Below are 13,328 nucleotides of genomic sequence, written 5' to 3' on the forward strand. Positions count from 1 at the left end.
AGGATGACATTTGAAAGCCTGATCGCCTTCAACCTTGTGCTGATGGCGGCGATTGCCAGTCCCGGCGCGGCGCTGCTTTATTTTGTCAAAACAACGGTCGCAGCCGGTCGCCGCGCGGGATTGATGACCGGGCTGGGTTTGGGAACGGCTGCTGCCGGCTGGACTCTGGCGGCCCTGATCGGGCTGGAAAGTGTGTTCCGGTTGTTTCCATGGGCCTATTCCGCTCTGCGTATCGGCGGTGCCCTCTACCTGATCTGGATCGCGATCCAGACGTGGCGCCATGCCAGACATCCGCTTCCAGACACACCGATGCCGCACGGACGGGCCTTCCTGTCCGGACTGCTGGTCAATGCAGGAAACCCAAAATCCATGCTGTTTGCCGCTGCGGTGATTGTGGTGGTGTTCCCGCAGGGCCTGACCTCTCCGGAAATTGCGCTGATCGTGCTGAACCACTGGCTGCTAGAGCTTGCGTTTTACGCGGTTTTTGCATTTGCGCTTGGCTCAAACGCGGCGCGCACGCGCTATCTGCGGCTTAAACCTTTGCTGGATCGTATTGCCGCTACGTTGCTGGGGGCACTCGGGCTGAAACTATTAACGGACAGGTAACCAAATGACAGACCGCCTCCCTCACGAAAAAGGCTTCCACATCAGCTGGGATCAAATTCACCGCGACAGCCGTGCACTGGCCTGGCGGCTGGATGGTCATGGACCGGATGACGGCGCATGGCGCGCGGTGGTGGCGATTACCCGGGGCGGCATGGCCCCCGCGATGATCGTAAGCCGTGAATTGGATATTCGCACCGTCGATACAATCAGCATCAAATCCTACGACCATCAGGCTCAATCAGAAGCCAAGGTTCTGAAATCCCCCGATGTCGAACTGATGGGAGATGGCACCGGAATTCTGATCATCGATGATCTGGTCGACAGCGGAAAAACTCTGGAAGTGGTGCGCGCGATGTTCCCAAAGGCGCATTTTGCCACTGTCTATGCAAAACCAAAGGGCCGCCCGCAGGTCGATACCTTTATCACCGAGGTCAGTCAGGACACGTGGATCTTCTTTCCGTGGGATATGGCGCTGCAATATGTTGAACCCTATCGCGGCACCGACTGATCAGGCCTCCCCGCGCGAAAAAAGACAAAACCACCCCATGCCAGCCCCGGCTTTCATCTTTTCGAAAATACTTCCGCCGGAGGCCCGTCGCGCAAAGCGCGACACAGCATGAAACCCTGACCGAAATCGCGCGTATTGCGCCGCAACTGGATTGAACCGATGCCCCTGACCCGCACCGTAGCCACCTTCGCCCCACCCGTAATGGAGGCCCGCCGCTGGCTGGACGGGATCGCTTTTCCAGCCGACCGCCCGCTGATCAACGTCAGTCAGGCCGCCCCGGTTGATCCACCCCCCGACAGTTTGCGTCAGGTCATGGCCGATGTTGCGCTGAACGACAACAGCACACATCTTTACGGTCCGGTTCTGGGGCTTGACGCATTGCGCACCGAACTGGCGCAGCAGACAGGTGAACATTATAACGGCAAGGTAACGCAGGAAAACGTCGGCATCACTTCAGGCTGCAATCAGGCGTTTGCCGCCGCAATCATGTCCCTGACCAGCGAAGGCGACGACGTGATCCTGCCCACGCCGTGGTACTTCAATCACAAGATGTGGCTGGACATGACCGGCGTTGCGTCGGTGGCGCTGCCCTGTGGTGCGGCCATGCTGCCCGATCCGGAACAGGCCGCCGCGCTGATCACACCACGCACCCGCGCCATCGCCCTGGTCAGCCCCAATAACCCCAGCGGCGTGGAATATCCGGCGGATCTGCTGCGTGCATTTTTCGATGTTGCCCGTGCCAACGGCATCGCGCTGATCGTCGATGAAACCTATCGCGATTTTGACAGCCGCACAGGCGCACCGCACGATCTGTTCACCGATCCCGACTGGGACGACACGCTGATCCATCTGTATTCCTTTTCGAAAGCGTACCGCCTGACAGGCCACCGTGTCGGCGCGCTGATCACTTCGCCCGCGCGTCTGGCCGAGGTTGAAAAATTCCTCGATACGGTTGCGATCTGCCCGGCACAGATCGGCCAGCACGCCGCCCTGTGGGGAATGCGCAACCTGAAACAGTGGCTTGCCGGAGAGCGGTCGGAAATTCTGGACCGGCGCGCCGCCATTCAGGATGGATTTCCAGCGCTTGCGGCCAAGGGCTGGTCGTTGCTCGGGCTGGGGGCGTATTTCGCCTATCTGGAACATCCCTTTGATATGTCATCGGCAGATCTTGCGCGCAAACTGGTAGCCGATGCATCCGTTCTGGCGCTGCCGGGCACGATGTTCACCCCGCCAGAGGATGCCAGCGGACAGCGCCAATTGCGTGTCGCTTTCGCCAATCTGGACCGTGACGGCATCGGAACTCTGATTTCGCGGCTTTCAGACCTCAACTATTGATCCATCCGGCCTTGCCCCGCACTGGCGTGCATCGTAGACACGCTTGAAGTCAACCAAGGGGGCATCATGGCCGCGCGCGCTAGTCTTTCGAAAACCTTTGTCTGGATCATTCTGGCGCTTCTTATTCTGGGGCTTGCCGGCTTTGGCGCCACGAACCTGTCGGGCACGATCCGCACTGTCGGCCATGTCGGCGATAAATACATCGACGTAGAGGATTACGCGCGAAGCCTGCAACAGGAAATCCGCGCGATCGAAGCAGAGACAGGTCAGGCGCTGCCCTTTGATCAGGCGCTGGCGCTGGGGGTGGATCGGGCGGTGTTGTCGCGCCTTGTCACTGCCCGCGCGCTTGATAACGAAGCGGCGCAACTGGGTCTGTCCATTGGTGACGAAAACCTGCGCGAACAGATCGTCCAAATCCCAGCCTTTTCCGGCGTGGACGGTCAGTTTGACCGCGAAGGCTATCGCTTTTTGCTGGAACAGCGCGGCATGACAGAGGCACGGTTCGAGGAAAGCATTCGCGACGAAAGTGCGCGGACCTTGGTTCAGGCCGCAATCGTTACCGGCGTCAAGATGCCGGAAACCTTTATCGAAACGCTGATGACCTATGTCGGACAACGGCGCAGTTTCACATGGACGACACTGGACCGTAACAATCTGGAAACGCCGCTGGCCTCTGCCTCGGAAAGCCAGATCACGCAGCATTACGAACAGAACATCGACCGGTTCACGCTGCCGGAAACCAAACAGATTACCTACGCAATGCTGACGCCTGACATGATCCTTGATCAGGTCGAAGTTGACGAAGAGGCCCTGCGTCAACTTTATGAAGAGCGTGCAAACGAATACGATCAGCCCGAACGCCGTCTGGTGGAACGTCTGGTGTTTGCCACCGATGCCGATGCCAGCGCGGCCATGGCGGCGTTGGAAGTGTCCGGCACAACATTCGAGGCACTGGTGGAAGAACGCGGTCTGGCCCTGGCCGATGTTGATCTGGGTGATGTTACAGGCCAGGACCTGGGCGCTGCCGGCGACACGGTTTTTGCCGCAGAGGTCGGGGATGTTGTCGGCCCGGCACCCTCGCCGCTTGGTCCGGCACTATTTCGCGTGAACGGCGTATTGCCCGCCGTCAATACCAGCTTTGAAGACGCACGGCCCGACCTTCAGGAAGAACTGGCCGCAGATCGCGCCCGCCGCGTGATCGAAGCCGAGGCGCAATCCATCGACGATATGCTTGCCGGCGGCGCGACACTGGAAGAGGTGGCTGCCGAAACCGATATGGAACTGGGCCAGATCGACTGGTTCGATTCAATCGGCGAAGGCATCGCAGCCTATAATGATTTCAACGAAGCCGCGATTGCGCTGAGCGCCGACGATTTCCCGCAAATCACAGGCCTGGAAGATGGTGGCATGTTCGCCATGCGCCTTGATGCCGTTTTGCCGCCGCGCCCCGCACCCTTGGAAGATGTGCGGCGTGATGTGATCGCCGACTGGGAAAACAACCAGTTGCTGACCCAGTTGCGCGCACAAGCCAAGGCGGTGTTACCTGAATTGGAACGCGGTGCAGGTTTTGGCGACGTGGCGCTGGACGCCGTTGTTGAAACCGATCTGATCCGCAGCGCATTTGTGCCCGGCACGCCACCGGATTTCATGACGCAGGTCTTTGACATGGAGATTGGCGACGTCGCGATTGTCGACAGTGAACAGGCTGTCCTGATCGTGCGCCTAGATGGCATCAACCCGCCCGATGATAGTGTCGAAATGAATGCATTGCGCGATGGCTTGGGGCAGCAGATGGATCAGGCGGTGGCACAGGATCTGTTCCAGGTCTTCGCCCGTGATGTGCAGTTGCGCGCCAACCCCACAATTGACCAAAGGGCGATCAATGCGGTCCACGCCAACTTTCAATAGGGCCGTCTGAATGGCGCTGATCCCCAGTTTCGAAGCGTTCGAAGCCGCGTATGCATCCGGCCAGAACCAGATCGTCTACACGCGTCTGGCTGCCGATCTGGATACGCCGGTGTCTTTGATGCTCAAGCTGACGGGCGCCCAGAAAGACGCGTTCATGCTTGAATCCGTCACAGGGGGCGAAGTGCGGGGGCGCTATTCCATCATCGGAATGAAGCCCGATCTGGTGTGGCGCTGTCACGGCACAAAATCCGAACTGAACCGCACCGCACGCTTTGACAGCACAGCGTTCGAGGCCCAGCAGGGCAATCCGATGGACAACCTGCGCGCGCTGATTGCCGAAAGCAGGATCGATCTGCCCGATGATCTGCCACAGGCGGCTTCGGGGCTGTTTGGCTATCTGGGCTATGACATGGTGCGTCTGGTCGAACACCTACCCCATATCAATCCCGACCCGATCGGCCTGCCCGATGCTGTGATGTTGCGCCCTTCGGTGGTGGCCGTTCTGGACGGTGTCAAAGGCGAAGTGACCGTTGTTTCGCCCGCATGGGTCAACGATGGGCAATCCGCTCGCGCCGCCTATGCGCAGGCCGCCGAACGCGTCATGGATGCCGTGCGCGATCTGGAACGTGCCATGCCAACCGAAGCCCGCGATCTGGGTGAAGCCGCAGATGCCCCCGCGCCGGTTTCAAACTTTACCCAAGCCGCGTATATGCAGGCCGTTGAAAAGGCGAAAGACTACATTGCCGCCGGCGATATTTTTCAGGTTGTCCCGTCACAGCGCTGGACACAGGAATTTACCCTGCCGCCCTTTACGCTTTATCGCAGCCTGCGACGCACGAACCCGTCGCCGTTCATGTTCTATTTCAATTTTGGCGGCTTTCAGGTGATCGGGGCCAGCCCCGAAATCCTTGTCCGTGTCTTTGGCAAACAGGTTACAATCCGCCCCATCGCAGGCACCCGTCCGCGCGGTGCCACCCCCGAAGAAGACCGCGCGTTGGAAGCAGAACTGCTGGCTGACAAAAAGGAACTGGCGGAACATTTGATGCTGTTGGATCTGGGCCGAAACGATACGGGGCGCGTTTCAAAAATCGGCACGGTGCGCCCGACAGAACAATTTATCATCGAACGCTACAGTCACGTCATGCACATCGTGTCCAACGTGGTGGGTGAACTGGCCGATGGCTGTGATGCGCTGGACGCGTTTTTTGCCGGAATGCCCGCAGGAACGGTTTCGGGCGCACCCAAGGTGCGTGCGATGGAAATCATAGATGAGCTTGAGCCCGAAAAACGGGGCCTTTATGGCGGTGGCGTTGGCTATTTCAGCGCCGGCGGCGACATGGATATGTGCATCGCTTTGCGCACCGCCGTTGTGCAGGACAAAAAGCTGTTTATTCAAGCCGGGGGCGGCGTGGTTTACGACAGCGATCCCGAGGCCGAATATCAGGAGACAGTGCATAAATCGAACGCGATCCGGCGCGCGGCGGCAGATGCATCACGCTTTACCGGTGGAAACAGCTAGTTTTTCCACAGGCCCGCAACAATGCGTTGCATACTCCTCTCAACCCTGATCCTGACAAAACGCACGACACAGGATTTCCCATTGCCGCCTGGTGATCGCGGAGCGATCCGCGCACATCCAGTATGTCGCCTCGGTCTTCAGAACGGCATCCGTCAACCGCCGTACCGCGCCTCTCTTCAATGCGGCGTCACTCAGCGGCAGGGACGCCAGCAAAACACCTGCCCCGGCCATTGCCGCCGCCAGTGCGCCGGAATAACTGTCAAATCTCAGATGCGGAACGGGTGTTGCAGACGTGCCCGAATATCGCGCCCAGTCCTGCCATCCGGCACGCGGGCCGGACACACCCAGACGCGGAATATCCTGCCATTCCTGATGCCCTATTTGGGCAACCGGGCTCAGGGCCTCTTCAAACAGACGCACGGCATATCGCCCCGGCCAATCGCCCAGACCGTACCGGATTTCAACGCCTGACTCCTTTGGGCTGAAATCGGATTGCAACACCATGCTGGCAAAAGAAACCTCCATACCGTCGGGAAGGGCACGCAAGCGCGGCGCCAGCCAAAGCTGGGTGACAGAAGCGCTTGCCGTGATGGTGATTTTGCCCTGCCGCGCGCCAAACAAATCCTGCGAACTGTCGCGCAGCGTGCGCAAGGCATCACTGACATAAGGCAGCCACGCTTCACCATCGACGCTCAGGCTCACGCCTCGGGCCGAGCGTACAAACAATCGCGTCCCCAGACGCCGTTCCAGGTGCCCGATACGCTGACTGATCGCCGCCTGAGTCAGTCCGGTTTCCGTTGCGGCCGCCGTAAAACTACCCAGCCGCGCCGCAACTTCGTAAGCGCGGATCCATTCTAGCGGCAAGTCCTGAAAGCCGGGTTTAGCCATTAGCGTTTCGATACCCCAGATCACATTTCCCTTAATTGTGTTTATGTCAAAACCTGTCAAATTCAAACAAATCAATCGACGCACTTGTTAAAGTGACGGCCCTATGTGGACCCATGGTATATCTTCCGACGGTCAGGTTCTGACCTTGACAGACGGCACACAAAGCGCCCGGTTTCATGCTGTGTGGCTGCGCGACAATGCATGGGACAGCGCGACACGTTCGCCCGGAAACGGGCAACGTCTGATCGCCCTGCGCGATATCCCGACTGACACAAAAATACGATCGGCAACGATGACCGAGAATACAGTGACGGTTGAATTTTCTCCGGAAAACAAGGTGATCACGTATGATGTCCCTTGGTTGATGGAAAACCGCTATGATCGGCCGGCTAGTTCCGCGACCGGCTGGATGCCGCCCGAGACCGTTCCTTGGAACAGCAACCTTGAAGCCGACCTTCCGCAAGCCGATTTCGAAACTGTCAAAACAAATCCCGACGCGTTGAAAAACTGGCTGGCGCAGATTGCCCGCTATGGTTTCGCAAAGCTGAATGGCGGCCCCATTGCCGATCAGGCATTGATGCAGGTTGTCGATCTGTTCGGTTTCGTGCGTGAAACCAATTACGGGCGCCATTTCGAAGTACGCACCGAAGTGAACCCGACCAACCTTGCCTATACCGGGCTTGGCCTTCAGGCGCATACCGACAACCCCTATCGTGATCCGGTGCCGACCATTCAGGTGCTTTACTGTCTGGAAAGCTCGGCGGCGGGGGGCGAGAATATGGTTGTCGATGGCTTTGCCGCAGCGCTGCGGTTGCGGGACGAAAACCCCGGCTACTTCGACGTCCTATCACGCTATTGCGCGCGCTTTGAATATGCCGGTGATGACAGTGTTGCCTTGCGTACAAGACGCCCGATGATCGAACTGGCACCTGATGGCGAATTAATTGCCATCCGCTTCAATAACCGGTCTTCCGCCGCGATAACGGATGTGCCTTTTGATCAGATGGAAACCTATTATGCCGCCTACCGCCGTCTGGGTGAAATCATTGATGACCCGATGATGGAAGTCACCTTTCGCCTGAACCCCGGCGAAAGCTTTGTTGTTGATAACACGCGTGTTCTACATGCGCGAAAGGCCTATAGCGGCACCGGCAACCGGTGGTTGCAGGGATGTTATGCGGATAAGGATGGTCTGTTGTCAAAACTGGCAACGCTGGACGCCCCCAAAGCCATGGCCGCACAATGACAGATCCAACATCAAACCCGCTGACCGCCCGAACCATCGTTGCGTTTCTGGCCGACATCTTTGAACGCCGCGGCGGAGAGGAATATCTGGGCGAACCGGTCACCATGGCCGAACATATGCTGCAAGGCGCCACGCTGGCCGAAAACGCAAACCTGCCGGAAATCATTGTGGTGGCTGCCCTGCTGCATGATATCGGCCACTTCACCAGCGAATTTGGAACCTTCCGGATGGACGACACCGAAGACCGGTATCACGAAGAGGCCGGCGCACAGGTGCTAGAGGCGTTCTTTCCGATTTTGGTGACAGATTGCGTTCGCTACCACGTGGCTGCCAAACGGTATCTGTGCGCCACCAGACCGGACTATTTCAACCGCCTGTCCGACGCATCCGTACATTCGCTGAACCTGCAAGGCGGCCCGATGAGCCCGCAAGAAGTAGCAGAATTCGAACAAAACCCGAATTTGGAACAGATCATTCAGGTGCGATATCTGGATGATGCAGGCAAGCATGCGGACATGGAAACGCCGGGTTTCGCGCATTTTGCACCGATGGTGCAGCGGGTCGTGGATGCCCATTGTTCCGCCTGACCTGCCCGCACTGTTACGTCATTTTGTTTGTTTTCTTTGATTGAAGGCACGTTTTTCTCAACAACCGCAGGTTTTCCGCGCGATTGTCCCCAACTCGCGCCCAGTCCGACGCAATGCTTTCTTGGCGCGGCCCCATTTCGGTCGCACTCCGTTTCTAGACAGAGGTCAGGCAAATAAAAAAAACAGGCAAAACGGAAACAAGTACCATGTTGAGCAGATTGGAAATTATCGCATTCGCCACGTTCATGTGTCTGGCCAGCATTGGCCGCGCCGACGAACAGGTTATCATCGTGATGAGCAACACGTTCTTTCCCGACATATCCTACGTCGAAGTCGGAGATACGATACGGTTCGTCAATTCCACCACGCAGGATCAAACCATCATATCCGCAGATGCGGCCTGGTCCGTTGGCCCACTGGCCGCCGGGCAAGAAGCGGTTATGACCGTGGTCCAGGGCATTTCAACCGAGTTTCGCAGCGCTGCCCTTGTCAGCATGGATGGCAGTTTCAGCTTTGCTCCGACCCCGATGGAATGATCGCGGCACGGCGATCCACCACCCTGCCCTAAACCGGTTCGATCAATTCCTGCCCACTGGCGCGGTTTGAATTGACAGCCGGATCAACACGATGGAACGCCAGCGTGCCGTCGGGCGCGGAGGCCATAAGGGCAGCGGCCCCCTTTCCGTCTTCGCCCAACCACAACGGCCAGTCTTTTTGTGCCAGCACCACAGGCATCCGGTGGTGAATTGGGGCAATTGCTGCATTTGCACCGGTGGTGACAATCGCGCAGGTATGCATTTTTTCCCCTTCGCCGCCCCAGCTTTGCCAGATGCCGGCAAAGGCCAGCGGCCTTTGATCGGCTGCGTGAATGTACCACGGCAAACGGTTGCCTTCGGGTGTTTTTGTCCATTCGTAAAACCCGGACGCCACGATCAGGCAGCGCCGTTCCCGACAGGCTGATTTGAAGGCCGGTTTTTCCGCAATCGTTTCCGCGCGGGCATTGATCAGCAGCGGCCCGTCATTGGGTTTCTTGTACCAATGCGGCACAAACCCCCAGCGCATCGGGGTCAAGACGCGGCCGGTTTCGGCCAATGATACTACATGCACCTCATTGGTCGGGCAAACATTGTAATTGGGCACATCCGGCAAAGTGTTGGCCGGGGCCGCCGCAAAAAGCTGCGCCATCGCGTCATTGGGCAGGGTGATCGCAAAACGTCCGCACATGGATGTCATTCTAAGTTCATCGCGTCGCGCTTTCCAGATGCGTTTCGGCGACCTTGTGTTCATCCATGCCGCCCCCTAAAACGCAGGCACCGTTGCCAATCCAAAGGGCCCGTCATGACTGCTGAACAAGACGCCAAAGCCATCGCCGCATTGCTGAATCAGGGCGAAGCGAAGAAGGCATTGAAACAGGCCAAGATCGCGATCAAACGTTATCCGCGCACGGCGTTTTTCATGAACCTTGCGGGATTGGCGCTGAGCACGTCAGGCCAGCCGCGCGAGGCGATCAGATATTTTCAGGACGCGGTCAAGACACAGCCGGAATTTCCTGATGCACATCGCAATCTGGCGCAAACCCTTGTTCTGATCGGACAGCCGGACAAAGCGGTTACAGTGCTGAAACGCCACCTGGCCAGATCCCCGAAAGATGCTGAGGCGGAATATCTGCTGGCACAATCCTATTCGCAGGCCGAAGACCCTGTCACAGCCGAAGGTCATGCCAGCCGTGCCATTGAACTGAACCCGCGCATGGCCAAGGCCTATAACCTGCGCGCGGTCCTGCACAGCGGCTTTCAACGCTATGACGAGGCATTGAAAGACTATGAATCAGCGTTGTCTTTCAATCCGAATGATCCCAATGCGCTGACCAACATATCGCTGCCACTGGCGCGCCAGAACCGCCACGAAGATGCGATGAAAGTCATTGAAAAGGCGCTGTCCATCGCGCCATTGAATATCGCCACGATTTTGCGGTATGGCGTCCAGCTGAATGAACTTGGCCGCGTGGACGAGGCGGTGCAGGCCTATCGTCAGGTGCTGGATCTGGCCCCCGGCCATCCCACGGCACTGACTCGTCTGGCGATGATTGCCCCCGCCGATCAACTGGATGAAGTGATAGAACAACTTGTGCCCGCCTTTAACGCCGCGCCGAAACGCGGCGAGGATCGCGTGCAGCTGGCCTATGGTCTGGCAGAAGCGTTCAAGAAACAGCGCAACACGGAACAGGTGCATCACTGGCTGGCGCAGGCGAATGCGGCACAATCCATGCTGACGCCCACCGTGCAACAGGACACGTTTGAAAAGTATCAGGTCAACCTGCACAAACGCATCACCGAACGTTTTGCGGATGTCATCACGCCGGATGCAAAGGGGGATGCAGAAAAACCGACGCCTGTTTTCGTTCTGGGCATGCCGCGTTCTGGCACCACGCTGACGGAAACGGTTCTGGCCACCCACCCAAATATCGCGGGCATGGGCGAACGCGCCACGGCGGCAACGCTGCTGCGCTATGTCCTGCGCGATGATCTGCCCTTTGGCAACGAAGAGGCCCGCCAGTTTGCCGCCGATTACCGCGCAGACCTGCACGGTATGCCGGAAGGCCCGGAATTTTTCATCGACAAGATGCCTGAAAACTACCGGCTGATCGGCTTTCTGCACATGGCGTTCCCAAAGGCCAAGATCGTGCATCTGGTGCGCGATCCCCGTGATGTCGCATGGTCGATCTGGAGCAATTATTTCACTGGTGGTTTGCGTGTGTACACCTACGACATGAAGCGCATGGCCCAGCGTTGCAACGATTACAAACGCCTGATGGCGCATTGGCACAGGGTCTGCCCCGGCGTCATCCATGATCTGAAATACGATGATCTTGTGTCCGATATCGACGCGGCCAGCCGTAATCTGGCCGCCTATATCGGACTGGACTGGATCCCTGAAATGGCCGCGCCGCACACCAGCACTGCCCCCGTTCTGACGGCGTCCGTCAACCAGGTGCGCGAGCCGGTTCATACCAAATCTATCGGCAACTGGCAAAAGCACGAACAGGAACTTACGCCCTTCATCAAGGCGCTGGACCCCGAGCTTTGGCCCGAGGTCTTTGACAACGCTTGACTATTTTCGCGCGATGCGCCCGTCGGTATAGGGCGTGTACGGGCCCTGCGCCGCCAGATACTCGGCTGTGACATCTGCCAGATCGGGGCCGTAATCATAGGCGTTCTTGTCATCGCCTTTGAACATGTCATACCCGTCACCGCCGTTTCGCACGTAGTTGTTTGTCACGACCTTGTAGGTTTTGGCAGGATCAATCGGCACAAAAGCATCTCCCTCGGCAACCAGAACTTCGGTGATCCGCCCGTCCATCGGGGATGCCGCCGGATTCCAGGTAAACTTGATGCCTGCGACTTGCGGAAAACGGCCCTTTACTTCTTCGACCTGGCTTACCCCGTTTTCCAATGCCGCGATCACGCCCGCGCCGTTGATTTCGAATGTGGACAGCGTGTTCTGAAACGGCAGCACAGTCAGCACTTCGCCCATTGTGATTTCGCCTGCATCAATGCTGGCCCGTAAACCGCCGGAATTGGCAATCGCGATCGTGACACCCTGATCTTTGACACGGTCCAGCATGGCATCAGCCACCAGATTGCCCATGTCACATTCCTGAACGCGGCACACATCACGGTCACCGCCAATAGGCGCTGCGGCCTGCGCCACCACCTTTTCACGGATTTCATTCAGCGGGGCAGCCATTTCCGCAATCCGTGCAAGTGTGCTTTCATCTTCGCTAACACCTGCATCCATGATCAGCGGTTCACCGATTGCAGTCACGACATCGCCCGCATCATTAAAGGTTACATTCAGTTCGCCCAGAAACTTGCCATAGGCATAGGCCTGAACGATCGCAGTGTTCCCCACCATTGTAGGATATGGCCCGACAGCGCGGTCGGACGTGTTGCTGAGCAACGTGTTGGAATGCCCCCCCACAATCACATCCACACCGGTTGTGCCCGCAGCAACAATCTGGTCCACAAAATAGCCAGAGTGGCTGAGCACGATAATCTTGTTGATGCCCTGCGCCGTCAGACGGTCCACCTCGCCCTGAACGGCAGGCACCGGATCGCTAAAAACGATATTCGGTCCCGGGCTGGCCAGTTCGTCGGTATCCTGCGGGGTCAGCCCGATCAGGCCAAGTTTTTCGCCCCCGCGTTCGATCACGGTGGATTTCAGCAATTTGTCCGCCAGCAGCGGTTCCGCCGAAAAATCGGCGTTGGACATCAGAACAGGAAAGTCGACGGCATCCATGAACCCGCGCAGCACTTCGGGGCCATCATCGAATTCATGGTTTCCCACGGTCATCGCATCATAGCCCATCTTGTTCATCATTTCGGCGGCCAACTGGCCCTTGTAATAGGTGTAAAACAGCGTGCCCTGAAACTGATCCCCGCCATCGACCAGAATGGAATTGTTCGATCGTGCGCGGGCCCCGGCGATGGCTGTCACCAAACGAGCAGATCCGCCAAAACATTTGCCTTCGGCGGCGTCTTCTGCGCCGCATCCGCTGTCATATTTGTTGATCGGCTCAAAGCGGGCGTGAAAATCGTTGGTATGCAGGATCGTCAACGTATAGTCGGCGGCCGCCACTCCGGCAGTCAGGGTCAGGGCGGCGACAGAGGCTAGCAGGCGGGACATCATGGCAGAGATTCCTTTTGAAAATGGCGCTAACCCAAATGCTGC

Annotated in this window: 12 protein-coding genes; 9 read left to right on the forward strand and 3 right to left on the reverse strand. The window is 58.0% G+C overall.

Features of this window, described 5'->3' with window-relative positions; translation table 11 throughout:
• Window positions 1–3: 3 nt before the first annotated feature.
• The 5 genes from C1J05_RS15875 (at window position 4) to trpE (ending at window position 5,876) form a co-directional block, all read left to right on the forward strand.
• Entirely contained in the window at window positions 4–606 is a 603-nt protein-coding gene (locus tag C1J05_RS15875) for a LysE family translocator (RefSeq protein ID WP_114871099.1), read from the forward strand.
• 4 nt (window positions 607–610) lie between these two features.
• The gene (gene gpt, locus C1J05_RS15880; RefSeq protein WP_114871100.1) at window positions 611–1,114 is read left to right on the forward strand and encodes a xanthine phosphoribosyltransferase; all 504 of its coding nucleotides are present in this window, start codon (window positions 611–613) and stop codon (window positions 1,112–1,114) included.
• Between the two features lie 159 nt (window positions 1,115–1,273).
• Window positions 1,274–2,449: an aminotransferase gene (locus C1J05_RS15885; RefSeq protein WP_114872375.1), complete on the forward strand. Its 1,176-nt coding sequence runs from the start codon at window positions 1,274–1,276 to the stop codon at window positions 2,447–2,449.
• A 66-nt stretch (window positions 2,450–2,515) separates the two neighbouring features.
• Window positions 2,516–4,357, forward strand: a complete 1,842-nt coding sequence (locus C1J05_RS15890) for a peptidyl-prolyl cis-trans isomerase (protein ID WP_114871101.1) — start codon at window positions 2,516–2,518, stop codon at window positions 4,355–4,357.
• A 10-nt stretch (window positions 4,358–4,367) separates the two neighbouring features.
• Window positions 4,368–5,876 carry an anthranilate synthase component I gene (gene trpE / locus C1J05_RS15895; RefSeq protein ID WP_114871102.1) on the forward strand — a complete coding sequence of 503 codons (1,509 nt, stop codon included), beginning with the start codon at window positions 4,368–4,370 and terminating at the stop codon, window positions 5,874–5,876.
• 39 nt (window positions 5,877–5,915) lie between these two features.
• Here trpE and C1J05_RS15900 read toward each other — a convergent pair whose 3' ends face one another.
• Window positions 5,916–6,764 (reverse strand): LysR family transcriptional regulator, encoded by an 849-nt coding sequence (locus C1J05_RS15900; RefSeq protein WP_114872376.1) that lies wholly within the window; start codon window positions 6,762–6,764, stop codon window positions 5,916–5,918.
• Window positions 6,765–6,867: 103 nt separating this feature from the next.
• Between C1J05_RS15900 and tmpA the strand changes: the two genes are divergently transcribed.
• The 3 genes from tmpA to C1J05_RS15915 all read left to right on the forward strand — a co-directional run bounded on the left by tmpA (window position 6,868) and on the right by C1J05_RS15915 (window position 9,133).
• Window positions 6,868–8,010, forward strand: a complete 1,143-nt coding sequence (gene tmpA, locus C1J05_RS15905; RefSeq protein WP_114871103.1) for a 2-trimethylaminoethylphosphonate dioxygenase — start codon at window positions 6,868–6,870, stop codon at window positions 8,008–8,010.
• Window positions 8,007–8,597 carry a (R)-1-hydroxy-2-trimethylaminoethylphosphonate oxygenase gene (gene tmpB / locus C1J05_RS15910; RefSeq protein ID WP_114871104.1) on the forward strand — a complete coding sequence of 197 codons (591 nt, stop codon included), beginning with the start codon at window positions 8,007–8,009 and terminating at the stop codon, window positions 8,595–8,597. Before tmpA ends, tmpB begins: the two co-directional genes overlap by 4 nt.
• 206 nt (window positions 8,598–8,803) lie before the next feature.
• Window positions 8,804–9,133 carry a cupredoxin domain-containing protein gene (locus C1J05_RS15915; RefSeq protein WP_162798112.1) on the forward strand — a complete coding sequence of 110 codons (330 nt, stop codon included), beginning with the start codon at window positions 8,804–8,806 and terminating at the stop codon, window positions 9,131–9,133.
• Window positions 9,134–9,161: 28 nt separating this feature from the next.
• Here the strand turns inward: C1J05_RS15915 and C1J05_RS15920 are convergent, their stop codons facing one another.
• Complete coding sequence (locus C1J05_RS15920; RefSeq protein ID WP_114872377.1) at window positions 9,162–9,821, reverse strand: SOS response-associated peptidase; 660 nt, start codon at window positions 9,819–9,821, stop codon at window positions 9,162–9,164.
• 114 nt (window positions 9,822–9,935) lie between these two features.
• Here C1J05_RS15920 and C1J05_RS15925 point away from each other — a divergent pair, with 114 nt between their 5' ends.
• A complete protein-coding gene (locus C1J05_RS15925) occupies window positions 9,936–11,708 on the forward strand; it encodes a tetratricopeptide repeat-containing sulfotransferase family protein (RefSeq protein ID WP_114871106.1) in 1,773 nt (590 codons plus the stop codon).
• Here the strand turns inward: C1J05_RS15925 and C1J05_RS15930 are convergent, their stop codons facing one another.
• On the reverse strand, window positions 11,709–13,286 hold the full coding sequence (locus tag C1J05_RS15930; protein ID WP_114871107.1) for a bifunctional metallophosphatase/5'-nucleotidase: 1,578 nt from the start codon (window positions 13,284–13,286) through the stop codon (window positions 11,709–11,711).
• Between the last annotated feature and the right edge of the window lie 42 nt (window positions 13,287–13,328).

Source organism: Sulfitobacter sp. JL08 (assembly GCF_003352045.1).
Lineage (GTDB): Bacteria > Pseudomonadota > Alphaproteobacteria > Rhodobacterales > Rhodobacteraceae > JL08.